Genomic DNA, 26,055 nt, shown 5'->3' with positions numbered 1-26,055 from the left:
CGCAAGGGTATTCCAGTGCCGGCCGCCAGGCGAGCCCGGATACCTTTGGGAAAAGCAAAGGGCGCCCAATGGCGCCCCTCGCTCCACCTGGCGCCCTCAGCCGGCGTGGATATCATTGTCCTTGGTCTCGCGCAGGAACAGCAGCGAGCAGACCAGGCTCATCGCCGTGATCAGCACCGGGTACCACAGGCCGTAGAAGATGTTGCCGGTGTACACCACCAGCGCGAACGAGATGGTCGGCAGCAGCCCGCCGAACCAGCCGTTGCCGATGTGGTACGGCAGCGACAGCGAGGTGTAGCGGATGCGCGTCGGGAACAGCTCGACCATCAGCGCCGCCAGCGGGCCGTAGCAGCAGGTCGCGATGAAGATCAGCGCGACGATGATCGCCACCACCATCGGCCGGTTCACCAGCGAGGAGTCGGCCACGGTCGGGTAGCCGGCCTCCTTCACGGCAGCGCCCAGCGCGGCGGCGTCGAATCCCTCGATACGCTTCTCGCCCACGGTCACCACCAACTCGCTGCCGGCCGGGGCGGCCACCGAACTGTAGGGCACGCCGCCCTTCACCAGCAGGGTCTTGGCCTTGTCGCAGGCGCTGTCGAATTTGGCCTTGCCCACCGGGTCGAACTGGAAGGTGCAAGTCGCCGGATCGGCCATTACCGTCACCGGAGCCTGGCGCGAGGCCGCGTCGATCTGCGGGTTGGCGTAGTGGGTCAGCGCCTTGAACAGCGGGAAGTACAGCACCGTGGCCAGCAGCAGGCCGGCGATCAGCACCGGCTTGCGGCCGACCTTGTCCGACAGCCAGCCCATGATCACGAACAACGGCGCGCCGATCACCAGGGAAATGATCAGCAGTCCGTTGGACAGCGCCGGGTCGACCTTCAGCACCTGGGTGAGGAAGAACATCACGTAGAACTGCGCGGCGTAGAAGGTCACCGCCTGGCCGGCGTTGATGCTGAACAGCGCGATCAGGACGATCTTCAGGTTGCTCCAGTTGGTGAAGGACTCCTTGAGCGGCGATTTGCTCACCTTGCCCTCGGCCTTCATCTTCAGGAACGCCGGCGACTCCTGCATGGACAGGCGAATCCAGGTGGAGATGCCCAGCAGTACGATGGAGATCAGGAAGGGCAGCCGCCAGCCCCAGGTCTCAAACTCCGGCCCGGTGATCTGCCGGCAGCCCCAGATCACCACCAGCGACAGCAGCAGGCCGCCGGTGGCGGTGCACTGGATCCAGCTGGTGTAGGCGCCGCGCTTGTGGTCCGGCGCGTGCTCGGCCACGTAGATCGCCGCGCCGCCGTACTCGCCGCCCAGCGCCAGGCCCTGCAGCAGGCGCAGCACGATGAGGATGATCGGCGCGGCCACGCCGATGGTGGCGTAGGCCGGCAGCAGCCCCACCGCGAAGGTCGACAGGCCCATCAGCAGAATGGTCACGAGGAAGGTGTACTTGCGCCCGATCATGTCCCCCAGCCGGCCGAACACCAGTGCGCCGAAGGGGCGGACGAGGAAGCCGGCGGCGAAGGCCAGCAGGGCGAAGATGAACGCGGTGGTGTCGTTGACCCCGGCGAAGAAATGCTTGGCGATGATTGCCGCCAGCGATCCGTAGAGGAAGAAGTCGTACCACTCGAACACGGTGCCGAGCGACGAGGCGAAGATCACCTTGCGCTCATCGCGGCGCGAGGTCGCGGGCCGCTCGTAGGAACTGGACTGCGCTACATCGGTCATTACGGGCTCTCCTGCCCCTTCTGGGGGCTTTTGTTTTTGTCAGCCTCGACTGCCACGGTTGTCACACCGCGCGATAGCGTTTTCTTCGGCTCCTTGTAGGAGCGAGCTTGCTCGCGAGCCACCGTGCACTCAGGCGGACCGATAGCAGAAATCCACGCAACGGAAGGTGGGGAGACGGTTCTACCGTCACGCCACCGGAGCTTCCTCCTGTGTGCGCCCACTGGAAGGGATGACCTCCGCGCCGCGCGCGGGTTCGCTCAAAATCATCTGTGCGGCCTTCTCCGCGATCACCAGCACCGGCGAGCAACTGTTGCCGGAGGTCAGGCTGGGCATGATCGAGGCATCGGCGATACGCAGGCCGGGAATACCGTGCACGCGCAACTGGCTGTCCACCACCGCGCCCTCGCCCTGCCCCATGCGGCAGGTACCGGCCGGGTGGAAGATGGTGGTGCCGATCTCGGCGGCGGCGCGGTGCAGGTCTTCTTCGGTCTGGTAGTCCGGGCCGGGCTTGAACTCCACCGGATTGAAGCGCGCCAGCGCCGGCGCGGCGGCAATGCGCCGGGTCAGGCGGATGGCGTCGGCAGCCACGCGCAGGTCCTGCGGGTGGCTCAGGTAGTTGGGCTGGATCACCGGCTTGTCGCGCGGGTCCAGCGAGCGCAGCGTCACCGTGCCACGGCTCAGCGGGCGCAGGTCGCACACCGAAGCGGTGAACGCCGGGAAGCTGTGCAGCGGCTCGCCGAAGCGCTCCAGCGACAGCGGCTGCACGTGGTATTCGAGGTTGGCCGAGCGCTGGCTCGGATCGGACCTGGCGAACGCGCCCAGCTGGCTCGGCGCCATGGACAGCGGGCCGCTGCGCTTGAGCAGGTACTCCAGGCCCATGCCCATCTTGCCCCACAGGGTGGAGGCGATCTGGTTCAGCGAGGGCGCGCCGTTCATGCGGTAGATCAGGCGCAGTTGCAGGTGGTCCTGCAGGTTGCCGCCCACGCCGGAAAGCTCATGGCGCACACCGATGCCATGCTTCTCCAGCAGCTCGCGCGGGCCGATGCCGGAGCGCTGCAGCAGCACTGGCGTGTTGATCGCCCCGGCACAGAGAATCACCTCGCGCCGGGCTCGCAGCTCACGCCGCGCGCCCTGCCAGCTCACTTCCAGCCCGGTGGCGCGGCCGTTCTCGAGCAACACGCGCAGGGCCTCGACATTCGTCAGCACGGTGAGATTGGGGCGATTGGCAATGGGCCGCAGGAAGGCCTTCGACGCGTTCCAGCGCACACCAGAGCGCTGATTGACCTGGAAGTAGCCACAGCCTTCGTTGTCGCCGCCGTTGAAGTCTTCCACCGGGCGCACGCCGGTCTGCGCCGCCGCCTCGCGGAAGGCATCGAGAATCGCCCACGACAGCCGCTGCTTCTCCACCCGCCATTCGCCGCCCGCGCCGTGCAGTTCGCTCGCCCCGCCGAAGTGGTCCTCCATCTTCATGAACAGCGGCAGCAGGTCGTTCCAGCCCCAACCTGGGTTGCCCTCCGCCGCCCAGCCGTCGTAGTCCAGCGCCTGGCCACGCATGTAGATCATGCCGTTGATCGAGGAACAGCCGCCGAGCGTGCGCCCGCGCGGGTACTTGATGGCGCGACCGTTCAGGCCCGGCACCTGTTCGGTGTCGAAACACCAGTCGGTGCGCGGGTTGCCGATGCAGTAGAGGTAGCCGACGGGAATGTGGATCCAGGGATAGTTGTCCGGGCCGCCGGCTTCGAGCAACAGCACGCGGTTGGCAGGGTCGGCGGACAGACGATTGGCCAGCAGGCAGCCGGCAGGGCCCGCGCCGACGATCAGGTAGTCATAAGCATCCCGTGCCTGGGGCATGGAGAAGTACCTCGTCGTGCTTGTTCTTTTTATCTGAAGACCGAGCCTAGGCTCAGTTCGACAGTTGTCGAGCGAAGGTCAGGCGAGGCAAAAATCGGTGAGGACGCGGAGTTAACACGCAGTTAATGAGCAGTCCGAAGCGATTTTTAACGAAGCATCACCGATGCGTAGACACTGTCGAGCTGAGCCTAGTCGCTCGTTCGTGATAAAAGAACAGTCATTTCGAGTCAGCTGCTGTGCGTTTTCTAACAACAAGGACTGCCGAGATGTTCGACTGGAATGACCTGCGCTACTTCCTGGAGCTGCACCGCAGCGGCCGCTTGCTGACCACCGCCAAGCGCCTGGGCACCACCCATGCCACGGTGGCGCGGCACATCGAGAGCATCGAGCGCGACCTCGGCACCCAACTGTTCGCCCAGCACACCGGCGGCTACCAGCTCACCCCGGCCGGCCAGGCGCTGCTCAAGCACGCCGAGGCCATGGAGAACACCGCCCTGCTCGCCCAGGAAGAAATGAGCCAGGCCATTTCACCGCTGGGGCAGATCCGCATCGGCGTCACCGAAGGCCTGGGCACCATGTTCCTCGCACCGCGCCTGGGCGAGCTGATGCAGCGCTACCCCGGTCTGGAAGTGGAACTGGTGTCGGTGCCGCGCTTCGTCAGCATCACCAACCGCGAGGCGGACATCGCCATCACCCTGGAACGCCCCAGCGCCGACCTGGTCATCAGCCGCCTGCTCACCCGCTACCGCCTGAGCCTGTTCGCCAGCCCCGCCTACCTGGAGAACGCCCCGCCCCTGCGCGACCGCGAAGACCTCGGCCAGCATCCGTGGATCGGCTACGTCGACGATCTGCTGTTCAGCCAGGAACTGCTGTTCCACCACAGCTTCTGCCGCCACCCGCAGGTGGTGTTCCGCAGCACCAGCGTGGTCGCCCAGCAACAGGCCGCGCAGGCCGGCATCGGCATCGCCATCCTCCCGCAGTACATGGGCCTGCACGACCCGCGGCTGGTGCCGGTGCTGCCGGAGGAATTCATCGAGCGGGAGTACTGGATGTGCACCCGGCGCGAACTGCACCGGTCGGTACGGCTGAGATTGGTGTGGGATTTTCTGGTGGAGGTCTGTGGGCGCGAACAGGGGATGCTGGTGGGAGGGAAAACTCCAGTGCCAGCGTCGGGCGGATAACGCTTGGGGCGTTATCCGCCCTACAGGGAATCAACCAGCAGCGCAGGATCTGGCAGATGCTCGCCAATCCATCAACAAAAAAACCGCTGCATCCGCCAGTGAATCACCCAGACCATAGTCCCCAGCCCTTGGGCGGATGCGCAGACGCCAGATGAACAGCCACGCCGACGCCTGCTGCGCTGGGAGCGCCAGCAGTTGAGCGTGCTGGATGGGAAAGGGCAGCTGTGGGTGCCCTTGCCGGAGTTGCCGCAGGCGTTGAGTCCGGGGTGGGGCGAGGCGCCCCGCCGCCGATAGCGGCGGAGCGTTGCGTTTCATGTAGGCACGCCATGCGCGCGATCTCGGGCATGGCCAGGTCCTACAGGGGAAACGCAGGGATTACTCCGCGCGAGCCTTCTCGACCTTCTCAGAGGCCGACCACAGGCGGTAACGCACTTCGACGTCCTTCGGCGCGTAGACCACGATGGGCAGCTTGCTGTTGTAGCGCAGCACGAAGCCGTCACCGATCACGGGCACGAAGGCCTCCTGCTTCTTGCCATCCGGGCAGGCCATCAGCGTGCTGGCCGGGCCGCTGACCTTGTCCAGGCGGTAGAAGGTGTAGCCCCAGCCTTCCAGGGTCTTCTCTTCCAGGGTGCCGCCCAGGCGCTGGCGGTTGCAGTCGACGGTCAGCGTCTTGCCGGCCAGGATCTCGACCTTGAAGTTCTCTTCATGGGCCTGCTTGGGCAGGTGGATGACCTGGCGGACGAAGCCGTCATCGGCCTTTGGGTAAGGCGCGATATCTTCGAGCTTGGCGGCGTTGGCCAGGGTGGCGGTGGCGCTGAGCAGCAGCACAGTGGGCAGGGTGTAACGAGCGAACGGCATGAAGCCTCCTTGCAGAATTGAGGAACGAACGCGCCGTGACGGTGCGTTCGTCCGAGCCTCTCTGACCGTTAGATTGTACGAATACTCCTACGGCCATGCCCTGAGTTGTATCAAGCTACTTCGCCGCCCGTCTTGGCCTGTTGCTCCAGGTGCGCCTGCAACTGCGGGTCGAGGTTGAGGTTGTAGGCCAGTTCGTCGAGGTAGGTCCGCTCGGCGTCCTGCTGGTCATCCACCAGCATCACGCTGACCAGGTACATCTCCGCTGCCACCGCAGGGTCGCCCTGGGCCGCGCGGGCGACATCGGCGGCGTCCAGCGGCTTGCGCATCTCGGCGTCGATCCACGCTTGCAGTTGCGGCTCGCCGGCATGGCGCTGCAACTCGCCCTGGATGGCGGCCTGTTCGCGTTCGTCGATGCGGCCGTCCGCCTTGGCCGCCGCCAGCATGGCCTGGAGGATGGCGTGGCTGTGGGCTTCGGCCTCCGGACCTTCGAGCTGGTCGACCGTGGCCAGCGATTGTTGCTGCGAGGCATTGGCGTTCTGCTGGCGTTGCCAGTTCTGGTACGCCTGGAAGGCCATCATGCCCAGCGAGGCGAGCATGGCGTAGTTGACGCCACCACCGCTGGAGCGGCCTTGCGGCATGCCACCGCCGCTGTTGCCGCCACCGAGCATGCTGCCGAGCACGCCACCCAGGCCGCCAAGACCACCTCCACCGGCACTGCCACCGCCGAGGATCGAGCCCAGGCCGCCACCGCCGCCGCCCAGAAGCCCGCCGAGCAGGCCGCCCAGGCCACCCAGCGGGTCCGTGCCACCGGCGCCGCCCTGTTGCTGTTGCGCCGGCGCGCCCTGTCCGGCCCGCAGCAGTTGTTCCAGTAGATCGGTTGTGTTCATGACCAGTCCCTCGCCTTCGCGCGGTGTGCGTTGGGCAACGATAGTCCCGCCACACCGATGCGCCAGCGCTGTCCGCCGGCCGGCCCGGCATGCTCGGGACGCCCGGCGACGGAGACTGCCGCCCCGCGCTATCAGGAGCCAGACGAAGCGCTGCTGCGGCGACCTTTATTCAGCGCTTGCGAGGGAGATCACGGGGCTAGGCCGGAACAGCCTCCAGTGCCTTCTGCGCCTGGGCCTCCAGTTCCACCTTGAGGCCGGCGTCGAGGCTCAGCTGGCGGGCCAACTCGTCGAGGTAGGCGCGTTCCATGAAGTTGGTTTCATCGATCATCAGCAGGCTGGCCAGGTACATCTCGGCGGCCATTTCCTCGCTGGTGGCGGCGCGGGCGACTTCGGCCGGGTCCAGGGGCTTGGCCAGTTCGCGGTCGAGCCAGCCCTGCAGCTCAACGTCGCCGGTGAGCTTGGCGATTTCGCCATCGATCAGTTGGCGTTCGCGATCATCGATATGGCCGTCGGCCTTCGCGGCGGCGACTATGGCCCGCAGGATGGCATGGCTGTGCTGCTCGGCCTGCGCCGGCGGCAGGCGGTCGACGGTCTGCGGCTCACCGCGCGGGGCACTGGCCTGTTTCTGTTGCCAATTGCCGTAGGCCTTGTAGGCGAGCACGCCGAGTGCCGCGAGGCCGCCGTAGGTGACGACCTTGCCGCCGATCTTGCGTGCCTTCTTGCTGCCCATCAGCAGGCCCAGTGCACCCGCCGCCAGGGCGCCGCCACCCGCACCGGAGAGCAGACTGCCGAGGTCCAGGCCGCCCTTGCCGGACGAAGAGGTTTTGCCGCCGTCCTGCCGGGCAACGCCCTTGTTCTGCAGGAGGTCCTGGCCGGATTTGAGCAACTGGTCGAGCAGGCCGCGTGTGTTCATGGCGATCTCCACTGTCTCTTGGAATCGGAAAATGTGGATTCCGACTCTAGCCCGACGGGCGATTCAGACGGAGCTGCAGTGTGCTTCCGGATATTGCGAGCCATTTGCCAGCGAACCCGCAGCGCGATAAGCGGCTTTCCTTCGATAAAAAAGAATGCTCCTATAGATTTTCGATAATCAACAATGAAAAGCGCTGGAGTGCCGTCCTAGACGCTTGCACTCTGCCATCACCGACTCGCAAGCGGCCCACCGCCCATGATGACGCTCCGCCAGATCCGCCATTTCATCGCCGTCGCCGAGACCGGCTCGATCTCTGCCGCCGCCCAGGCCGTGTTCATTTCCCAGTCGACCCTGACACTGGCCATCCAGCAGCTGGAAGAGGAAATCGGCGTGCGCCTGTTCGACCGTCACGCCAAGGGCATGACCCTGACCCACCAGGGGCACCAGTTCCTGCGCCAGGCGCACCTGATCCTGGCCACGGTGGAGAACGCCAAGCGCAGCCTGCAGCAGAGCACCGACCAGGTGGCCGGCAGCCTGACCATCGGCGTGACCAGCCTGGTGGCGGGCTACTACCTGGCGGACCTGATCAACCGCTTCCAGCGCGCCTACCCCAACGTGCAGACCCGCGTGGTGGAGGACGAGCGCCCGTACATCGAGCACCTGCTGGTGAGCGGCGAGATCGACGTCGGCGTGCTGATCCTCTCCAACCTGGAAGACCGTCACGCCCTGCAGACCGAAGTACTGACCCACTCGCCGCACCGCCTCTGGCTACCGGCACAACACCCGCTGCTGGAGCGCGACAGCATCGCCCTGGCCGATGTGGCCGGCGAGCCGTTGATCCAGCTGAACGCCGACGAGATGGGCCTGCACACCCAGCGCATCTGGTCGCGCGCCGGGCTGGTACCGCAGGTGACGCTGCGCACCGCCTCGGTGGAAGCGGTGCGAAGCCTGGTGGCGGCCGGCCTGGGCTTGTCGATCCAGCCGGACATGACCTACCGCCCTTGGTCGCTGGAAGGTGACATCATCGAGGCTCGGCCACTGGTGGACCTGTCCGAACCACTGGACGTGGGGCTGGCCTGGCGTCGCGGCACCGCGCGACCGCCGCTGGTAGACCCGTTCCTGACCGTGGCCCGCGAGCAGCCCAACGCGAAGAGGCTGTCCATTTAGACGTAGGGCGAATAACCGCTTGCGGTTATCCGCCGATAAGGTTTGGCGCTGAATCTGCGGCGGATAACGCCAGGAGCGTTATCCGCCCTACGACTTCCGGCCATTCGATTTAATCGAATGGCACTTTCAGTAATTAGAATTTGTCGACCCCACGCCCGGACTCTAGTCTCTCGTCCCATACCAAAGGGCCAAGTTCCGGGCACCGCCCCTACGCCGGAGCACGCACATGGCCCCCGAAAACAAGACAGATAAAAGACGAGTTTCCAAGATGACCGGCGCAACCCTGCATACCGCCTTGCTGATCGACGGCCAACTGGTCGCCGGCGAAGGCATGGCCGAGCCGATCATCAACCCGACCACGGGCGAGACTATCGTCAGCATCGCCGACGGCTCCATCGATCAGGTCGAACAGGCCATCGCCAGCGCGCACCGCGCCTTCCCCGCCTGGGCCCGCACGACTCCTGCACAACGTTCCGCCGCGCTGCTGGCCATCGCCGATGCCATCGACAAACGCGCGAACGACCTCGCCCAGCTGGAATCGCTGAACTGCGGCAAGCCGCTGCACCTCGCGCGGCAGGACGACATCCCGGCCACCGCCGACGTGTTCCGCTTCTTCGCCGGCGCCGTGCGCTGCCAGCAGGGCCAGCTCGCCGGCGAATACGTGCCCGGCCACACCAGCATGGTGCGTCGCGATCCGGTGGGCGTGGTGGCCTCCATCGCGCCGTGGAACTACCCGCTGATGATGGCCGCGTGGAAGATCGCCCCGGCACTGGCCGCCGGCAACACGCTGGTGTTCAAGCCCTCCGAACACACCCCGCTGAGCATCCTGGCGCTGGCTCCGGCGCTGGCCGAGATTCTCCCGCCGGGCGTGATCAACATCGTCTGCGGCGGCGGCGAAGGCGTCGGCAGCCACCTGGTCAGCCACCCGAAGGTGCGCATGGTTTCGCTCACCGGCGACATCGTTACCGGGCAGAAGATTCTCCAGGCCGCCTCGCGCACGCTCAAACGTACCCACCTGGAGCTGGGCGGCAAGGCGCCGGTGATCGTCTGCAACGACGCCGACCTCGAAGCCGTGGTCCAGGGCATACGCACCCACGGTTACTACAATGCGGGCCAGGACTGCACCGCCGCCTGCCGCATCTATGCCCAGGCCGGCATCCATGACCGCCTCGTCGCCGAACTCGGCGATGCCGTGGCGAGCATCCGCTTCGCCCGCAAGCGCGACGCCGACAACGAGATCAGCCCGCTGATCAGCGCCCGCCAGCGCGACCGCGTGGCCAGCTTCGTCGAACGCGCCCTCGGCCAGCCGCACATCGAGCGCGTCACCGGCGCCGCCGTGCATTCGGGCCCCGGTTTCTACTACCAGCCGACCCTGCTGGCCGGCTGCAAGCAGCAGGACGAGATCGTCCAGCGCGAAGTGTTCGGCCCGGTGGTCACCGTGACCCGCTTCGACCAGCTGGAGCAGGCGGTGGACTGGGCCAACGACTCCGAATACGGCCTGGCCTCCTCGGTGTGGACGCAGAACCTGGACAAGGCCTTCCAGATCGCCAATCGCCTGCAGTACGGCTGCACCTGGATCAACACCCATTTCATGCTCGCCAGCGAGATGCCCCACGGCGGGCTCAAGCGCTCGGGCTACGGCAAGGACCTGTCCAGCGACTCGCTGCAGGACTACAGCGTGGTGCGCCACATCATGGCGCGCCACGGCCAGCAGCTGGATTGAACCGTCCGGCGGCATCGCCCGCCGGCATATAAGAAACGCCCCGACGCCAAGCCGTTAGAGGGCTGTTGCTCGATTGAACTGCCCCACCAATAGAGACAACAACGAGAGGGAGACACCCGATGCGCAAGACTGCACTGCTCAGTGCCATCACCACCGCCCTGCTGGCCAGCGCCGGCGTCCAGGCCGCCGAGGCCCTGAAGGAAGTCGGCAAGGGCGAAGGCCGCCTGGACATCATCGCCTGGCCCGGCTACATCGAGCGCGGCCAGTCCGACAAGAACTACGACTGGGTCACCCAGTTCGAGAAGGACACCGGCTGCCAGGTCAACGTGAAGACCGCCGCCACCTCCGATGAAATGGTCAGCCTGATGGCCAAGGGTGGCTACGACCTGGTCACCGCCTCCGGTGACGCCTCCCTGCGCCTGATCTACGGCAAGCGCGTGCAGCCCATCGATCCGTCGTTGATCCCCAACTGGAAGAACATCGACCCGCGCCTGAAGGACGCCGCCTGGTACGTGGTCAACGGCAAGACCTACGGCGCGCCGTACCAGTGGGGCCCGAACCTGCTGATGTACAACACCAAGGTCTTCCCCACCGCGCCGGACAGCTGGAAGGTCGTGTTCGAAGCGCAGAACCTGCCCGACGGCAAGCCGAACAAGGGCCGCGTGCAGGCCTACGACGGCCCGATCTACGTCGCCGACGCCGCGCTGTACCTCAAGGCCACCCAGCCGGAACTGGGCATCACCGATCCGTACCAGCTCGACGAGAAACAGTACGCCGCCGTGGTTGACCTGCTGCGCAAGCAGCATGACCTGATCCACCGCTACTGGCACGACACCACCGTGCAGATGAGCGACTTCAAGAACGAAGGCGTCGCCGCTTCCGGCGCCTGGCCCTACCAGGCCAACGCCCTGAAGGCCGAAGGTCAACCGATCGGCACCGTGTTCCCGAAGGAGGGCGTCACCGGCTGGGCCGACACCACCATGCTGCATGCCGAAGCCCAGCACCCGAGCTGCGCCTACAAGTGGCTGAACTGGTCGCTGGAGCCCAAGGTACAGGGCGACGTGGCGGCCTGGTTCGGCTCGGTGCCGGCCGTGCCGGAAGGCTGCAAGGCGAGCACCCTGCTGGGCGGCGAAGGCTGCGCCACCAACGGCTACAACCAGTTCGACAAGATCGCGTTCTGGAAGACCCCGGTGGCCGAGGGCGGCAAGTTCGTCCCGTACAGCCGCTGGACCCAGGACTATATCGGGATCATGGGCGGCCGTTAAAAGTCATCAGGTAGCTGCTGCGCGGCCCTGATCCGCGCCCGGGCAGAGCTCGGAATCCTCACGTACTGAAGTACGCTGCGGTTCCTGCGCGCTGGCCGGACGCGGCTGAGGGCCTGCTCGCGACGCTTCCTGAAAGACTTTTCCGCTTTTTTCTATTTATCGATTCACCCGTATCTCAGATTCACGGGCAGGGCTCCCCTACGCCGGATTCCTGCCCCTTGGAGCGTGCACCATGACCACTCCCGCTGTTCAATTCACCCAGGTCTCCCGCCAGTTCGGCGACGTCAAGGCCGTTGACCGGGTGTCCATCGACATCAAGGACGGCGAGTTCTTCTCCATGCTCGGCCCGTCGGGTTCGGGCAAGACCACCTGCCTGCGCCTGATCGCCGGTTTCGAGCAACCCACCGCAGGCTCCATCCGTATCCATGGCGAAGAGGCCGCGGGCCTGCCGCCCTACCAGCGCGACGTCAACACCGTATTCCAGGACTACGCGCTGTTCCCGCACATGAGCGTGCTGGAAAACGTCGCCTACGGTCTGAAGGTGAAAGGCATCGCCAAGACCGAACGCCTCAAGCGCGCCGAAGAGGCGCTGAGCATGGTTGCCCTGGGTGGCTACGGCGTGCGCAAGCCGGTGCAGCTCTCCGGCGGCCAGCGCCAGCGCGTGGCCCTGGCCCGCGCGCTGGTCAATCGCCCGCGCGTGCTGTTGCTGGACGAACCTCTTGGCGCGCTGGACCTCAAGCTGCGCGAGCAGATGCAAAGCGAGCTGAAGAAGCTGCAGCGCCAACTGGGCATCACCTTCATCTTCGTCACCCACGACCAGAGCGAAGCGCTGTCCATGTCCGACCGCGTGGCGGTGTTCAACAAGGGCCGCATCGAGCAGGTCGACACCCCGCGCAACCTCTACATGAAGCCGGCCACGCCGTTCGTGGCGGAATTCGTCGGCACCTCCAACGTACTGCGCGGCGACATCGCCCAGCATCTCACCGGCAACGCCCAGCCCTTCTCCATCCGCCCCGAGCACATCCGTTTCGCCAACGGCGAGCGCGGCGCCTCGGACATCGAGATCAGCGGCCTGCTGCACGACATCCAGTACCAGGGCGCGGCGACCCGCTACGAGATCCGTCTGGACAACGGCCAGAACCTCTGCCTCAGCCAGGCCAACAGCCAGTGGGCCGACGTCGACCTCGCCCACCAGCCGGGCCAGCGCGTGACCGCTCGCTGGTCCCGAGAGGCCATGGTGGCGCTGAACGAGGGCGCGTGACATGGAGCTGACGATGAATGCACCGGTGCAGGCGGCTGCCAATGGCCCGCTGCGCCGGCTGTCGAACCTGCTGTACCGCAAGCCGACGCTGTACCTCTCGCTGCTGCTGATCCCGCCGCTGCTGTGGTTCGGCGCGATCTACCTGGGCTCGCTGCTGACGCTGCTGTGGCAGGGCTTCTACACCTTCGACGACTTCACCATGACGGTGACGCCGGACCTGACCTGGGCCAACTTCGGCTCGCTGCTCAGTGGCTCCAACTTCGACATCATCCAGCGCACGGTGCTGATGGCGGTCGCGGTGTCCATCGCCAGCGGCGCGGTGGCCTTCCCCATCGCGTACTACATGGCGCGCTACACCACCGGCAAGACCAAGGCGTTCTTCTACATCGCCGTAATGATGCCGATGTGGGCCAGCTACATCGTCAAGGCCTACGCCTGGACCCTGCTGCTGGCCAAGGGCGGCGTGGCGATGTGGTTCGTCCAGCACCTCGGTCTTGAGCCCGTGCTGAACCTGCTGCTGGGCCTGCCAGGCGTCGGTGGCAACACCCTGTCCACCTCCAGCTTCGGACGCTTCCTGGTGTTCGTGTACATCTGGCTGCCGTTCATGATCCTGCCGATCCAGGCCTCCCTGGAGCGCCTGCCGCCCTCGCTGCTGCAAGCCTCGGCGGACCTCGGCGCGCACCCGCGGCAGACCTTCTTCCAGGTCATCCTGCCGCTGTCGATCCCCGGCATCGCCGCCGGCTCGATCTTCACCTTCAGCCTGACCCTGGGCGACTTCATCGTGCCGCAGCTGGTGGGCCCGCCCGGTTACTTCATTGGCAGCATGGTCTACGCCCAGCAGGGCGCGATCGGCAACATGCCGATGGCCGCCGCCTTCACCCTGGTGCCGATCGTGCTGATCGCCGTGTACCTGTCCATCGTCAAACGTCTGGGGGCCTTCGATGCACTCTGAGAAAGCGTCTTGGGGCCTGAAAGCGGCCGCCTGGGGTGGGCTGGTGTTCCTGCACTTCCCGATCCTGATCATCTTCCTGTACGCCTTCAACACCGAGGACGCGGCCTTCAGCTTCCCGCCCAAGGGCTTCACCCTGCACTGGTTCAGCGTCGCCTTCGCGCGCCAGGACGTGCTCGAAGCCATCGAGCTGTCGGTGAAGATCGCCAGCATCGCCACGCTGATCGCCATGCTGCTGGGCACCCTGGCCGCGGCCGCGCTGTACCGCCGTGACTTCTTCGGCAAGGAAGGCATCTCGCTGATGCTGATCCTGCCGATCGCCCTGCCCGGCATCATCACCGGCATCGCGCTGCTGTCGGCGTTCAAGACCCTCGGCATCGAGCCGGGCTTCCTGACCATCGTCATCGGCCATGCCACCTTCTGCGTGGTGATTGTCTACAACAACGTCATCGCCCGCTTCCGCCGCACCTCGCACAGCCTCATCGAAGCCTCGATGGACCTGGGTGCCGACGGCTGGCAGACCTTCCGCTACGTCATCCTGCCCAACCTCGGCTCGGCGCTGCTGGCCGGCGGCATGCTGGCGTTCGCGCTGTCCTTCGACGAGATCATCGTCACCACCTTCACCGCCGGCCACGAGCGCACCCTGCCGATCTGGCTGCTCAACCAGCTGGGCCGCCCGCGCGACGTGCCGGTGACCAACGTGGTGGCAATGCTGGTGATGATCGTGACCATGCTGCCGATCCTCGGCGCCTACTACCTGACCAAGGGTGGCGAAGGCGTGGCGGGGAGCGGCAAGTAAGTTGGGTGCCGTGCGCCCTCTCCCCCGCCCTGGCTGCGCGCCCCGCTCCGAAGGGAGAGGGAGTTATCCGTGCCGGCTGACACCCCAGGTTTCATCCTGCACCGAACGGTCCCCTCTCCCTTCAGGGAGAGGGTTAGGGAGAGGGAAAGCCCCCACTCCAAACCCACAGAACCCCTCAGGCCCGCCGTCCACAAACCGGCAGGCCCCTAAAAAGAAACACCCCAACCGTATTTGCACCACGTTCCTGACCAAGAGGACTCAACCATGCAAACCAACCTGCTGATCAACGGCCAACTGGTCGCTGGCGAAGGCGAGAAGCTCGCCGTCCTGAACCCGTCCCTGGGCACCACCCTGGTGGAGATCGCCGAGGCTACTCCGGCCCAGGTCGACGCCGCTGTGCTGGCCGCCGACGCCGCCTTCGACAGCTGGTCGCAGACCGCGCCGAAAGACCGCGCGATGCTCCTGCTGCAACTGGCCGACGCCATCGACGCCAACGCCGAAGAACTGGCCCGCCTGGAATCCAACAACTGCGGCAAGCCCTACTCCGCCGCGCTGAACGACGAACTGCCGGCCGTGGCCGATGTGTTCCGCTTCTTCGCCGGCGCCTGCCGCGTGATGCAAGGTTCCGCCGCTGGCGAATACCTGCCGGGCCACACTTCGATGATCCGTCGCGATCCGGTGGGCGTGGTCGCCTCCATCGCGCCGTGGAACTACCCGCTGATGATGGTCGCGTGGAAACTCGGCCCGGCCCTGGCCGCCGGCAACACCGTGGTGCTCAAGCCCTCCGAGCAGACCCCGCTGACCGCCCTGCGCCTGGCGCAACTGATGGCCGGCATCTTCCCCGCCGGCGTGGTCAACCTGGTCTTCGGCCGCGGCCCGACCGTGGGCGAACCGCTGACCACCCACCCGAAAGTGCGCATGGTGTCCCTGACCGGCTCGGTCGCCACCGGCAGCCGCATCATCGCCGGCACCGCCGACACCGTGAAGCGCATGCACATGGAACTGGGCGGCAAGGCCCCGGTACTGATCTTCGACGACGCCGACATCGACGCCGCCGTGGAAGGCATCCGCACCTTCGGCTTCTACAACGCAGGGCAAGATTGCACCGCCGCCTGCCGCATCTACGCGCAGAAGGGTATCTACGCCAAGTTCGTGCAGAAGCTCGGCGAAGCGGTGGCCAGCATCCAGTACGGCGAGCAGGACGACCCGAACACCGAGCTGGGCCCGGTCATCACCGAGCAGCACCTGGAGCGCGTGATCGGCTTCGTCGAGCGCGCCCGCCAGGTGCCGCACATCGAAGTCGTTACCGGCGGCAAGCGTGCCGACCGCGCGGGCTTCTTCTTCGAGCCGACCGTCCTGGCCGGCGCCCGCCAGGACGACGAAGTGGTCCGCCGCGAAATCTTCGGCCCGGTGGTCTCGGTCACCGAGTTCGAGGACGAAGCACAGGCACTGGCCTGGGCCAACGACTCCGACTACGGCCTGGCCTCCTCGGTGTGGACCCGTGACATCGGTCGCGCCCATCGCCTGTCCGCGCGCCTGCAGTACGGCTGCACCTGGGTCAACACGCACTTCATGCTGACCACCGAGATGCCCCACGGCGGCATGAAGCTGTCGGGCTACGGCAAGGACATGTCCATGTATGGCCTGGAGGACTACACCGCGATCCGCCACGTGATGATCAAGCACTGATCCTGACTACCGTCAGTAGAACCCGGCGCCACGCCATGCGTGGCGCCGCACTCATCGGCCGCCCGGCCGACAACCCGCGGGCACGCCCGCAACGGAGGCAAGCATGCGTCACCTCGTCAGAGCGTTTTACCTGCTGTCGCTGTTCACCTTTGCCGGTCTTGTACAGGCAGCAGAGTCACCCAAGCAGATCGTCGACGCCTACATGGCCGCGTGGAACGCCCACGACGCCGAGAAGGCCGCCGGCTACCTGGCCAAGGACGCGGAGTACTTCGACGTCACCGTCGGCACCCCGCAGAAGGGCCGCGAAGCCGCGCGCGACAATGTGATCAAGGTGTTCGTGGGGGCCGTGCCGGACCTGAAATGGAAGATGAATGGCAAGCCGATCGTCGACAAGGACGGCATCGCCTTCCAGTGGACCTTCAGCGGCACCAACACCGGCGCCTGGGATGCCCAGACCCCGGCCACCAACAAGCCGCTGTCGTTCGACGGTGTGAGCTACGTAAAGGTCAAGGACGGCAAGATCGTCTACCAGGGCGACTACTACGACGCCCTGGGCCTGCACAAGCAGCTCGGCTGGTAAGGCTGTTCATGGGAGCGCACACCGTCCGCGATAGGTCTGCCACCGCTGGAGACCATCGCGGATGAATCCGCTCCTGCGCGGAGATTCCGGAAACGTAGGGCGCATAACCCGGGACGGGTTATCCGCCATTGGCCACGACGGCGGATAACGCTGCGCGTTATTCGCCCTACGGCATCGCAGATCCACGGTCACGCCGTAGGGCGCGGCTGGCACAAGAAGAAGACAAGCTCTCGCCTACCCCTGCCCTCATCCGTCACAGCAGTCGCAATCCATGCCAACCACACTCGAACCACGGCCCGCCAAGGCCGAAGACAGCGCCAGCCCCCGCTCCACCATCGACCAGGTCAAGCAACTGATCGCCGACCTCAACGAGCGCTGGACGCAGATCAGCAAGGTCTCCGAAGTCATCAAGCAGATCGCCAGGAACACCAACCTGGTTGCTCTGAATGCCGCTATCGAAGCCGCCCGCGCCGGGGAAAGCGGGCGCGGCTTCGCGGTGGTCGCCGACGAGGTGCGCCGCCTGGCGACCCAGTCGGCCAACGCCACCGCCGATATCGGCAATGTCGTCGCCTCGATCAGGAGCGAGAGCGCTCGCGCCCTGGCCGACGTCGAACAGGCCGAACACTCCAGCCTGCTGGACACCGCCCGCGTGGTGCTCGCCAGCGAGGCCCAACGCCTGGAGGCGCGTTTCGCCATAATGGCCACCGCGCTCTATGGCCTCAAGCACTTCATCCTCGGCATGAAGAGCCGCAACCTCGGCCCGCAGCGCGAGCAGATCGACGCGGTGATGCACGAATACCTCACCCGCAACCCCGAGCTGCTGGCCTTCGCCTGCGCTTGCGAGCCCAACGCCTTCGACGGTCGCGACAGTGAATTCATCGACGCCCCCGGCCACGACGCCAGCGGACGCCTCATGGCCTACTGGCACCGCGGCAGCGGCGTGGCGCAGCGCGAATGCCTGGTCGGCTACGACAAGGCCGATGGCAGCGGCGACTGGTACCAGATCCCCCGCGACAGGGGCCGCGACGTGTTCATGGAGCCCTACGAGTACAGCGTCGGCGGCAGCACCGTGCTGATGACCTCGTTCATGTCGCCGATGTTCGCCAACGGTCGCTTCCTCGGCATCCTCGGCGCCGACTACACCCTGCACCAGTTGCAGGAAAGCCTCGGCAAGCTCACGCCCATGGGCAACGGCCAATACGCGTTGATTTCCAACGCGGGCGTCTATGTCACCCACCCCGACGCCCACCGGCTGGGCGACAAGGCCAGCGAACTGCCGCAGGAGGCACGCAACGCCGTCGCGCAGGGGCGCAGCTGGGAACGGGTGAAGGGCCGCAGCGTGCAATTGCTGCACCCCATACGCGTGGGCGACAGCGATGCGTCCTGGGCTCTGTTGATGAGCTTCGAGCTGGCGCAGGCCGGCGAGTAGCACCAGGGGCGTGACGCTGCAGGGGGTTCGCGAGCTACCCCCGATCCGGCAGCTCGGTGATATGGATTTCCGTCACCAGCGCCGGCTTCACCAGTGGCGTACGCGCCAGCAGCGGGCAATAGCGCGCCAGGGCGCCAATCAGCTCCCACTGGGTATCCAGCGATTTCGACAACACATCCACATCCGCCAGCACCCGCTGCCCCACGCGTTGCAGGTGCGGGTCCGGGCTGTGGCCGAGCTCCACCGACAACTGGGTGATCAGGGTGCTGAGATCGGTCATGTTGCGGGTGGCGAGGGCGAGGATGTTCGCCAGCAGGGCGATTTCCGATTGCGGAATGACAGCAGGCGTTGCAGAGGCGTCCATGCGTGCTCCGATGGTGCTCAGGTGGGTAGGGCGCAATCCTTGCGCGAGCCCCGTGAGAGTAGCATCAGAACGCCACATTGCGACAGATATCACATTTCATTTCTTTTCCTGACCACTTGGTCATCTTCATCCAAGAGCCGCACACTCCGCCGTCAAAGCGCGACCTGATACGCAATTCCCCCTCCCCGGCGACGGAACCCCCCAGGCGCGTTTGAGCGCAATAACCCCGCTTCCTATGATCCGCGACCATTTTCGAACACTGTCTGCCTACCCAGCACGGGAGCCAGGCCTTCGCCTCCTGAAGATGCCGCCGATGGAACCGACCGCGAACTCCCCCCGCCCTCCCGACATCCGGACGCCGCCGAACCGCCCGTCCGCCAACGCGTTCGAACCCGTCGATCCCTCGGTTGAGGAGTCCGCCGCCGGCGACCCCCTGAGCTCCTGGTACGGTCCCGGCACGTCCTACACCGTGATGCCACGCGCCGTGCCGCCTGCGCCCGTCGAGCCAGCCCTCCAACCGAGCCCCGAGGTACCGGCTGACGCCTTGTCACCGGGAGTCGCGGAGCTTGATGGCGCCGAGACCGCTCTGCTGAAACCTGCTACCAGGCCATTGATGAACTGGCCGCTGATGGTCGGTGTTGTCGTTGGCATGCTGCTCACAGTGCTGCTCATGGCGCTGTGGTATTTCTGGGCGGCCTACAGTGCGCCGGACGCCCCGGCCAATCGGGCAGGCGCACCGGCAGAGCCGTCGGATTCCGCTTCCCCCGCCCCTGCCAACTACAGCCAGGACGACATGCTGATCCAGGAACCGCTGGACGATGCTCCATGGCTCACGGCGCCCTCCGAGCCGACACCGCAAGCACTTCCCGCCCCGGCTGTGGATGACCGGCAACCCGCGGCCGACGCCGCTGGTGCAGTGCATTTGCCGCCGATCCGGTCGAGCGCTCCAACAGCTAAGCCTGGCGCAGAACAGACAGCCCCCACGGCACCGGCCCCGGTGCAGAAGCTCCCGCAACCGAAGCAGCCGGCGCTTCCTTCGCCGGCTACCCCGGCGCCGAGGAATATTCCTGAGCCAATCAAAACCTCGACCATCACCGACAAGAAGCCAGTCATCCCGGCAAAGCCTCGCAGCGCACCCACGCCTGCCGCATCCGGCACGCTGGTCGTCGCCGTGCAGCCGTGGGCCGAGGTCTGGATCGATGGCCGCAAGCGCGGCATCAGCCCGCCGCTGCTCAAGCTGCAACTACCCCCCGGCATCTACACCATCGAACTGCGCAACCCGGACCTGCCCAGCTACAGCCAGAAGGTGCAGGTCGCCGGCGGCCAGTCGGTGACGTTGCAGCACAGCTTCCAATGAGCGCCGGCAGGCATTCTCTTCCGCATACGGACCGCCCTATGAAGACGCTGCACTTTCTTTCGACATCGCTGCTGACCGGACTTGTGGCGCTGGCCTCAGGCTGCGGGAGCCATCCGGACGCACCACCCGCGCCGCTTGCAAACGACACCCAGGCACACGCCGAGAGCACCTTCGGCGAAGGCCTGCGGTTGTATGAGGCAGGGCATTACTACCTGGCCGAGGAGCAGTTTCTCTCTCCGTCCCTGTGGGCCGGCGACACCCAGGTACAGTTGAAGGCGCTCAAATACCTGGCGTTCAGCTACTGCGTCACCGAGCGGCCGATCCAGTGCCGCTTCTCCTTCGACCGCGCCTTGCAGATCGACCCGACCTTTCATCTGGGAACCGCCGAAGCGAGCCATCCTCTCTGGGGGCCGGTGTTCGTTTCGGCGGCACGCCGTTGAACCTCTTCCCCGTCCCCGAGGCCCCCATGTTTCTCACTCACCGACCACGCCGCAGCCTGGCGCTATGCTTGCTGGCGGTCTTGCCGCTGGCCCAAGCCGACGCCCATGAAAGCCCGAGTGCCGCCGTGCAGAGCCTCTGGAGCGGCGAGCAGGTTTCCAGCCGCGTGCTGAGCGCCACTTTCACCGGGCAGGTGTCCAAGGCCGGCCCCGAGTTCCGTACCGAGGTGAAGAACGCGCCGATCTATCGGCAAGCCGCCGGGGAATCCGCCTGGGTGGCAGTCGGCAACAAGCGCTTCGACGCGGTCGCGACAGCCTGGGGTAACTTCCCCCGGCTGGACATGCGCCATACCCGCCTGCTGGAAATCAGCCTTCCGAAAAAACGTTATCAGCTGCTCGCCGGGCCCGGCGCCGGCCTGTTCGGCGTCGGCGACTGGCAGCGCTACGGCTTTCTCCACGTGGTCGACGTGAGCTCGCCGTCGGTGCCGGTCTATTACCCGCTCTACGCCGACGCCGACCTGGCTGAACACGCGTTGGGCCGCCTGCCCGACTCGCCGGAGCTCAATTATGCACGCCTGGTGCCCGCCAGCCGCGACAAGGCCGGCGAGATCGACGCTTATGAAGTCTCGCTCTACACGCTCGGGCGCAAGGGGGTTGAGCGCGTCCTCAGTCAGGGCGTTCCGCTGGCCTATCTGCTCAAGCACGAAGGCGAAGCCTGGATGATTGATCGTGTGGAGCGCACACCCGTGACGAAGGCGCGGGACGAAGAACATCGCTCCTTCACCACCCCACTGCGGCCAGCACTGTTCTGGGTGAAGGAAAGCGGCCAGCCGTGAGTCTCAGCCGCTCCCAGCCCGGCTGCAACTTCAGGATTTGAAGCAAAGAGGGGCACTCGGTACCGGCCTACGCGCCCCCGGTCAAGCGTCAAACCTGCCCGTAGGCCTTGCGCTTGGGCGTGCCGCGTTGCGCGGCCCGCAGGTACTGCGCCGGCCAGGGCACCGGTTGACCGCCCAGTTCGTCGGCAGCATGCAGCGGCCAATACGGGTCGCGCAGCAACTCACGGGCCAGCAGGATCAGGTCGGCCTGCCCGGTCCGCAGGATGTGCTCGGCCTGCACCGGTTCGGTGATCATCCCCACGGTGCCGCTGGCAACGCCCGCTTCCTTGCGCACCCGCTCGGCGAATTGCGTCTGGTAACCCGGCCCCACGGGAATCTCGGCGTTCACCGCAGTCCCCCCGGACGACACGTCGATCAGATCCACCCCCAGATCCTTCAGGCGGCGCGCCAACTCCACGGTTTCGTCGGGGTTCCAGCCGTCCTCTACCCAGTCGGTGGCGGACAGCCGGACGAACAGCGGCAGTTCCTGCGGCCACACCGCACGCACGGCTTCGGTGACTTCCAGAAGGAAGCGGATGCGGTTCTCGAAGCAGGTGCCGTACTGGTCACGGCGCTGGTTGGAGAGCGGCGAAAGGAACTGGTGCAACAGATAGCCGTGGGCCGCATGTACTTCGGCGATCTTGAAGCCGGCGGCCAGGGCGCGCTCGGCGCCGCGCACGAACTGCTGCTTGATGGTCGCCATCTGCTCTTCGCTAAGCGCGATGGGCGCAGTGTGCTGCGGATCGAAGGCGATGGCCGAGGGCGCCACCGGCGTCCAGCCACCTTCGCTGATCGGCACCGAGCCATGCTTGCCCAGCCAGGGCGCCCAGGTGCTGGCCTTGCGCCCCGCATGGGCGAGTTGCACACCTGCGACCGCACCCTGGGATTCGATGAAGCGGGTGATGCGCCGCAGCGGCTCGACCTGGTCGTCATTCCAGATGCCCAGGTCCTCGGCGCTGATCCGCCCTTCCGGAGCGACCGCCGTGGCCTCGACTATCACCAGGCCGGCGCCACCCACGGCGCGGCTGCCCAGGTGGACCAGATGCCAGTCGTTAGCCAGGCCGTCCTGGGCAGAGTACTGGCACATGGGCGATACGGCGATGCGGTTCGACAGGGTCAGCTGGCGCAGGGTCAGGGGCTCGAACAACTGGCTCATGATGGCACTCCCTCTTGGGTCTTCAGATCTTGTCCTACAACTGTAGACCGGGATCGCCTAAGGATAGGTCCGGATGATCGGTGGCTCCGACGCAACCGGGGTAGCTGCGGCAGGACGGAAAACGCTGGCGCTCGCGCAGGAGCGCATGTATTCGCGATAGGCACCGCCCAGGTAGTGGATGTACCGGCGGAAAACAAACGCGGACGCAGTCCGCTCCTGAGCCACGAACTCTCAGAAGAAGACTGTCGCTCCGGCAGAGGAGGCCCAACGACCGGCTGTCAGTGCAGCCCGCTCGATCTGCCCATGGCCGCCGCCACCGCTCCCGGTGCCAGGCTGTAGCGTTTGTTGCGATCGCGTTCGAGCAGGCCCGACAGGTGCAAGCGGCGCAGCGTCTGGCTGACGCAACTGAGCGAGATGGGCAACCCCGGCTCCTCCAGGTAGGCGTGCAGCTCGACCGCGGTGGCCCTGCCGCAGACCACCAGTGCATCGAGGATGTTCAGCCGCGGCAGGCTGCTGCGCAGGCCGGCATGTTCCAGCAATTGACGGGCCGGGCGCGGCAGACGCGGCTGCACCGGGGAACTGACTTTCATCGCTGCTCGTGCGGGAGCGGTCATGGGCGCACCTCGAAAGACAGTGTGGAAACGTGGATCACGCTGTCATAGCGCTTGCCATCGAAGCTGGCGCCGCCATTGACCTGGGCGGAGACCTCCAGCACATAGCGCGCCGGGAACGGCGTGTTCAGGGTCACTGTGCCGTCCTCCGCCGGTTTCAGGCTGCGGCTCCACTGCTCGGAGGTGTACACGTTGACCTGCGAGGCCGGCACTACCGTTCCTTTCCAATGCAGGGCAAAGGTATTACCGCCGGGCGCGGTGGGCACCAGTTCCAGATCATTCTGCGCCCGAGTTTCGGTTCGTCCCTCACGCGCCTCATAGATGGTCAGCGTGCTGCCGTCCACGCGCTGGGCGGCGACGCGCAAGTCTCCCGCCGGCGCGTTGCCGATCTCGAAGGACTCGACCCCGGCCTTCATCGGCGCACGCTTGCCCTCGCCCAGCACGACGTGAGGATTCTGCAACTGCGCCACCGGCAGATGCTCGCCCGGCTGCAGTTCGCTGAAATAGCTTTTCGCGCTCTGGCCTGCATTGCGTTCCAACCACAGATAGTCCGCGCTGGCCAACGGCGCGCCGCTCAGCGCCAAGGCCAGCAGAACGGGCTGGCGAAGGGAAACGTTCATGCGGGGGTTCTCCTGTGTGGGGCGCTATCTGGAAAAGACGTCGCTCGCATCCGTTGCGAATCGATGGCTTTCACATACAAGACGGATGAGCCACGGAAAACACGCAGCGAAATTGTGTAAATAAATCGAAAAGTCCGGCCAATGCGTTCCGAAACATTTGTTTGCAACTGCAGCTGGCCGGTTTTTCGATCTCATCCGTCCTTATTCCTAGAGCACCGCTGCGACTGGGTGTTTTCGCACCTCTGCGGCCTGGTCCGGGAGGAGCCCTTTCCCTTCCTCCCCTTTGCGTGACCGTGACCCCATGTCCAAGAAATCCCGCTCCAGGCTCTGGTTCCTGGTCCACAGCTGGCTGGCCCTGCCCATCTGGTTCTTCGTACTGCTGGTGTGCATCACCGGCACCCTGGCGACGGTGAGCCAGGAGATCGTCTGGCTGGTCGACCCGGCGGTGCGCGCCAATGCACCGGACGGCGACGCACCACGTCTGGGCTACGATCAGGTACTGGCTGCCGTCGCCGAACAGCAGCCGCAGGCCGCGGTGCGCATGCTCAGCGCGCCGACCGAAGCGCACTTCGCCTTGCTGGCGCAGGTGACTTACCCCGACAGCTCCACCGCCACGCTCTATGTGAACCCCTACACCGGGGTCATCCAGGGCAAGACGCCGCTGTTCGACTTCCGCCAGTTCACCCGCGCGCTGCACGGCTGGTGGCTGGTGCCCTTCACCCACGGCTTCAGTTGGGGCTGGTACTTGGTCTCGCTGCTGGGCTTGCCGATGCTGGCCTCGCTGGTCACCGGGCTGGTGGTCTACAAACGCTTCTGGCGCGGCTTCCTCAAACCGACCCTGCGCTTGCGCCAGGGCGCGCGGATTTTCTGGGGCGACCTGCACCGGCTGATGGGTATCTGGTCGATCTGGTTCATTGCGGTGATTTCCATCACCGGCACCTGGTTCCTGATCCAGGCGGTGCTCTACGACAACAGCATCTCCATCTCCAGCGAAGGCGTGCCGACCATCATCCAGCGCGACAGCATCCCGCTGGGCGAGAACGGCGCCGCACCGCCGCGCATCGGCCTCGACGCCGCGGTGCTGGCTGCCCAGCAACGCATTCCGGGCTTCGAGGCGAACTTCTTCCGCCTCCCGGCCAGCGCCTACGATCCGGTGACGATCTTCGGCAAGGCCTGGTATCCGCTGATGTTCGAAAGCGCCCAGGTGAATCCCTATGACGGCAGCGTGGCGGCGACCCGCCTGCTGGGCGACCGCACGGGCCTGGAGTTCGTCACCGAGTCCATGCGACCGCTGCACACCGGCGATTTCGGTGGCCTGTGGGTCAAGCTGATCTGGTTCGTGTTCGGCCTGATCCTCAGCATGATGGTGCTCAGCGGCCTGATGATCTGGAGCAAGCGCACCCTGATCGCCACCGCCAAGGAACTGAAGAAGCAGAAAGCCGGCGAGCGGAACACCGTCGCGGCCACCCCGGAGGCCATCCAATGAGCGGCCACAGCACGCTGCACCGCCAGTGGCTGCGCTGGCGATTCCACCTCAGCGCCCTGCTGGTGCTGATCCCGCTGGGCTTCATGCCGCAGTACTTCCACGAGGCGAAGCTGGACCGCGGCCTGCGTGGCCTGGGCGAGCGCGAGTTCGGCGCCGTGCAGGTCGGACCGTGGACCGCGCGCATGGCCGAATGGGAAGTGGGCGATCCGGAGGACGAAGGCCGCGCGGGCTTCGTCAAGGCCTTTACCCTGGCCTTCTGCGACAGCTGTTCTGCACAGGTGAAGGCCGCCTACCTGCGCATCGGCGAACCGCGCAGCCTGCGCGCCGCCGGTGGCCTCTTCACCGGCACGCCGCACCAGTTGTTCGCCGAGGTCACCATCCCGGCCCGCGTCACTCCGAGCGATCAGCTGTGGCTGACCGTAGAAGGCTGGGACGGCGCCGTGCACCAGGCGCAGGTCCCTCTCGACAAGGCCTCGCCCTCGCTGGTGGCCTGGCTGGAAAAGACCCGGAGCACTCCATGAACGCGATCCTCTCCTGCAGCGCCCTGCTGCTGGGCTTCACCCTCAGCGCCAGCGCCCTGGCCCATGCGCCCTTCTGCGAATGCAAGGCGCTGGATGCCGAAACCATCCGCTGCGTTGGCGGCTTCACCGACGGCAGCGCCGCACCGGGCGTAACCCTTGACGTGATGAGCGCTGCCGACAACAAAGTGCTGCTGCCCGGCAAGCTCGGCGCGGACTCCAGCCTGACCTTCAAGCGCCCCGCCGAGGGCTTCTACATCCTCTTCGACGTCGGGCCGGGGTATCAGGTCGAGGTCGAGCCGAGCGAGATCAAAGGCATCTGAGCTTCGCAACGGGATAGCTCGGCGCAAGAATCGGCCC

At 66.0% G+C, this 26,055-nt stretch carries 25 protein-coding genes and 1 pseudogene; 17 read left to right on the top strand and 9 right to left on the bottom strand.

The genetic code is table 11. The features are described 5' to 3' along the window. Positions 1-96: 96 nt before the first annotated feature. A complete protein-coding gene (locus C167_RS0125285; protein WP_017521107.1) occupies positions 97-1,719 on the bottom strand; it encodes an MFS transporter in 1,623 nt (540 codons plus the stop codon). Between the two features lie 186 nt (positions 1,720-1,905). Continuing rightward, the gene (locus C167_RS0125280) at positions 1,906-3,570 is read right to left on the bottom strand and encodes a GMC family oxidoreductase (protein ID WP_017521106.1); all 1,665 of its coding nucleotides are present in this window, start codon (positions 3,568-3,570) and stop codon (positions 1,906-1,908) included. A 266-nt stretch (positions 3,571-3,836) separates the two neighbouring features. On the opposite strand from C167_RS0125280, the gene C167_RS0125275 reads away from it, so the two are divergent. Further along, positions 3,837-4,751: a LysR family transcriptional regulator gene (locus C167_RS0125275; RefSeq protein WP_017521105.1), complete on the top strand. Its 915-nt coding sequence runs from the start codon at positions 3,837-3,839 to the stop codon at positions 4,749-4,751. Positions 4,752-5,126: 375 nt separating this feature from the next. On the opposite strand, the gene eco is transcribed toward C167_RS0125275, so the two are convergent. The 3 genes from eco to C167_RS0125260 form a co-directional block, all read right to left on the bottom strand. Continuing rightward, on the bottom strand, positions 5,127-5,609 hold the full coding sequence (eco, locus tag C167_RS0125270; protein WP_017521104.1) for a serine protease inhibitor ecotin: 483 nt from the start codon (positions 5,607-5,609) through the stop codon (positions 5,127-5,129). A 110-nt stretch (positions 5,610-5,719) separates the two neighbouring features. Continuing rightward, the gene (locus C167_RS0125265; RefSeq protein ID WP_017521103.1) at positions 5,720-6,496 is read right to left on the bottom strand and encodes a tellurite resistance TerB family protein; all 777 of its coding nucleotides are present in this window, start codon (positions 6,494-6,496) and stop codon (positions 5,720-5,722) included. A gap of 196 nt (positions 6,497-6,692) precedes the next feature. Further along, complete coding sequence (locus tag C167_RS0125260) at positions 6,693-7,409, bottom strand: tellurite resistance TerB family protein (protein ID WP_017521102.1); 717 nt, start codon at positions 7,407-7,409, stop codon at positions 6,693-6,695. Positions 7,410-7,664: 255 nt separating this feature from the next. On the opposite strand from C167_RS0125260, the gene C167_RS0125255 reads away from it, so the two are divergent. The 10 genes and pseudogenes from C167_RS0125255 to C167_RS35520 all read left to right on the top strand — a co-directional run bounded on the left by C167_RS0125255 (position 7,665) and on the right by C167_RS35520 (position 18,271). Beyond that, positions 7,665-8,576: a LysR family transcriptional regulator gene (locus C167_RS0125255; RefSeq protein WP_017521101.1), complete on the top strand. Its 912-nt coding sequence runs from the start codon at positions 7,665-7,667 to the stop codon at positions 8,574-8,576. Positions 8,577-8,844: 268 nt separating this feature from the next. Continuing rightward, on the top strand, positions 8,845-10,299 hold the full coding sequence (locus C167_RS0125250) for a gamma-aminobutyraldehyde dehydrogenase (protein WP_017521100.1): 1,455 nt from the start codon (positions 8,845-8,847) through the stop codon (positions 10,297-10,299). Between the two features lie 119 nt (positions 10,300-10,418). Further along, positions 10,419-11,564 (top strand): putative ABC transporter substrate-binding protein YdcS, encoded by a 1,146-nt coding sequence (ydcS, locus tag C167_RS0125245; RefSeq protein ID WP_017521099.1) that lies wholly within the window; start codon positions 10,419-10,421, stop codon positions 11,562-11,564. A gap of 232 nt (positions 11,565-11,796) precedes the next feature. Further along, on the top strand, positions 11,797-12,825 hold the full coding sequence (locus C167_RS0125240; RefSeq protein WP_017521098.1) for an ABC transporter ATP-binding protein: 1,029 nt from the start codon (positions 11,797-11,799) through the stop codon (positions 12,823-12,825). 1 nt (position 12,826) lies between these two features. Continuing rightward, complete coding sequence (locus C167_RS0125235) at positions 12,827-13,777, top strand: ABC transporter permease (RefSeq protein WP_037006348.1); 951 nt, start codon at positions 12,827-12,829, stop codon at positions 13,775-13,777. Next, positions 13,767-14,573 carry an ABC transporter permease gene (locus C167_RS0125230; RefSeq protein WP_017521096.1) on the top strand — a complete coding sequence of 269 codons (807 nt, stop codon included), beginning with the start codon at positions 13,767-13,769 and terminating at the stop codon, positions 14,571-14,573. The genes C167_RS0125235 and C167_RS0125230 overlap by 11 nt, the downstream gene beginning before the upstream one ends. A 264-nt stretch (positions 14,574-14,837) precedes the next feature. Then, complete coding sequence (locus tag C167_RS0125225; RefSeq protein WP_017521095.1) at positions 14,838-16,262, top strand: gamma-aminobutyraldehyde dehydrogenase; 1,425 nt, start codon at positions 14,838-14,840, stop codon at positions 16,260-16,262. Between the two features lie 103 nt (positions 16,263-16,365). Next, positions 16,366-16,842 carry an ester cyclase gene (locus tag C167_RS0125220; protein WP_017521094.1) on the top strand — a complete coding sequence of 159 codons (477 nt, stop codon included), beginning with the start codon at positions 16,366-16,368 and terminating at the stop codon, positions 16,840-16,842. Positions 16,843-17,221: 379 nt separating this feature from the next. Next, a pseudogene (locus C167_RS35525) lies at positions 17,222-17,407 on the top strand (methyl-accepting chemotaxis protein); the annotation flags it as partial. Between the two features lie 132 nt (positions 17,408-17,539). Next, positions 17,540-18,271, top strand: a complete 732-nt coding sequence (locus C167_RS35520) for a cache domain-containing protein (protein ID WP_419146534.1) — start codon at positions 17,540-17,542, stop codon at positions 18,269-18,271. A 34-nt stretch (positions 18,272-18,305) separates the two neighbouring features. On the opposite strand, the gene C167_RS0125210 is transcribed toward C167_RS35520, so the two are convergent. Next, positions 18,306-18,635, bottom strand: coding sequence for a hypothetical protein (locus C167_RS0125210; protein WP_017521092.1), 330 nt, complete (start codon positions 18,633-18,635; stop codon positions 18,306-18,308). Between the two features lie 313 nt (positions 18,636-18,948). Between C167_RS0125210 and C167_RS32945 the strand changes: the two genes are divergently transcribed. The 3 genes from C167_RS32945 to C167_RS0125195 are packed head-to-tail and all read left to right on the top strand — an operon-like array spanning position 18,949 to position 21,265. Beyond that, complete coding sequence (locus tag C167_RS32945) at positions 18,949-19,992, top strand: hypothetical protein (RefSeq protein ID WP_017521091.1); 1,044 nt, start codon at positions 18,949-18,951, stop codon at positions 19,990-19,992. 38 nt (positions 19,993-20,030) lie between these two features. Further along, positions 20,031-20,432 carry a TssQ family T6SS-associated lipoprotein gene (locus tag C167_RS32940; protein WP_017521090.1) on the top strand — a complete coding sequence of 134 codons (402 nt, stop codon included), beginning with the start codon at positions 20,031-20,033 and terminating at the stop codon, positions 20,430-20,432. 26 nt (positions 20,433-20,458) lie between these two features. Next, on the top strand, positions 20,459-21,265 hold the full coding sequence (locus C167_RS0125195) for a hypothetical protein (protein WP_157791873.1): 807 nt from the start codon (positions 20,459-20,461) through the stop codon (positions 21,263-21,265). A gap of 88 nt (positions 21,266-21,353) precedes the next feature. On the opposite strand, the gene C167_RS0125190 is transcribed toward C167_RS0125195, so the two are convergent. The 3 genes from C167_RS0125190 to C167_RS0125180 all read right to left on the bottom strand — a co-directional run bounded on the left by C167_RS0125190 (position 21,354) and on the right by C167_RS0125180 (position 23,691). Beyond that, positions 21,354-22,460, bottom strand: coding sequence for an NADH:flavin oxidoreductase/NADH oxidase (locus C167_RS0125190; protein ID WP_017521088.1), 1,107 nt, complete (start codon positions 22,458-22,460; stop codon positions 21,354-21,356). A 278-nt stretch (positions 22,461-22,738) separates the two neighbouring features. After that, positions 22,739-23,050 carry a hypothetical protein gene (locus tag C167_RS0125185; RefSeq protein WP_017521087.1) on the bottom strand — a complete coding sequence of 104 codons (312 nt, stop codon included), beginning with the start codon at positions 23,048-23,050 and terminating at the stop codon, positions 22,739-22,741. A gap of 20 nt (positions 23,051-23,070) precedes the next feature. Further along, entirely contained in the window at positions 23,071-23,691 is a 621-nt protein-coding gene (locus C167_RS0125180) for a hypothetical protein (protein WP_017521086.1), read from the bottom strand. A 301-nt stretch (positions 23,692-23,992) separates the two neighbouring features. On the opposite strand from C167_RS0125180, the gene C167_RS0125175 reads away from it, so the two are divergent. From C167_RS0125175 to C167_RS0125165, 3 genes are read left to right on the top strand one after another with little or no spacing between them, the layout of a single operon-like run. Continuing rightward, entirely contained in the window at positions 23,993-25,177 is a 1,185-nt protein-coding gene (locus C167_RS0125175; protein WP_026079268.1) for a PepSY-associated TM helix domain-containing protein, read from the top strand. Beyond that, on the top strand, positions 25,174-25,698 hold the full coding sequence (locus C167_RS0125170; RefSeq protein WP_017521084.1) for a hypothetical protein: 525 nt from the start codon (positions 25,174-25,176) through the stop codon (positions 25,696-25,698). Before C167_RS0125175 ends, C167_RS0125170 begins: the two co-directional genes overlap by 4 nt. Beyond that, entirely contained in the window at positions 25,695-26,018 is a 324-nt protein-coding gene (locus C167_RS0125165; RefSeq protein WP_017521083.1) for a hypothetical protein, read from the top strand. Before C167_RS0125170 ends, C167_RS0125165 begins: the two co-directional genes overlap by 4 nt. The last annotated feature ends 37 nt before the right edge of the window (positions 26,019-26,055 follow it).

Source organism: Pseudomonas nitroreducens TX1, assembly GCF_000313755.1.
Taxonomy (GTDB): domain Bacteria; phylum Pseudomonadota; class Gammaproteobacteria; order Pseudomonadales; family Pseudomonadaceae; genus Pseudomonas; species Pseudomonas nitroreducens_A.
Note: the sequence above shows the minus strand (reverse complement) of the source record. Positions and strands in the feature narration are given on the sequence as shown.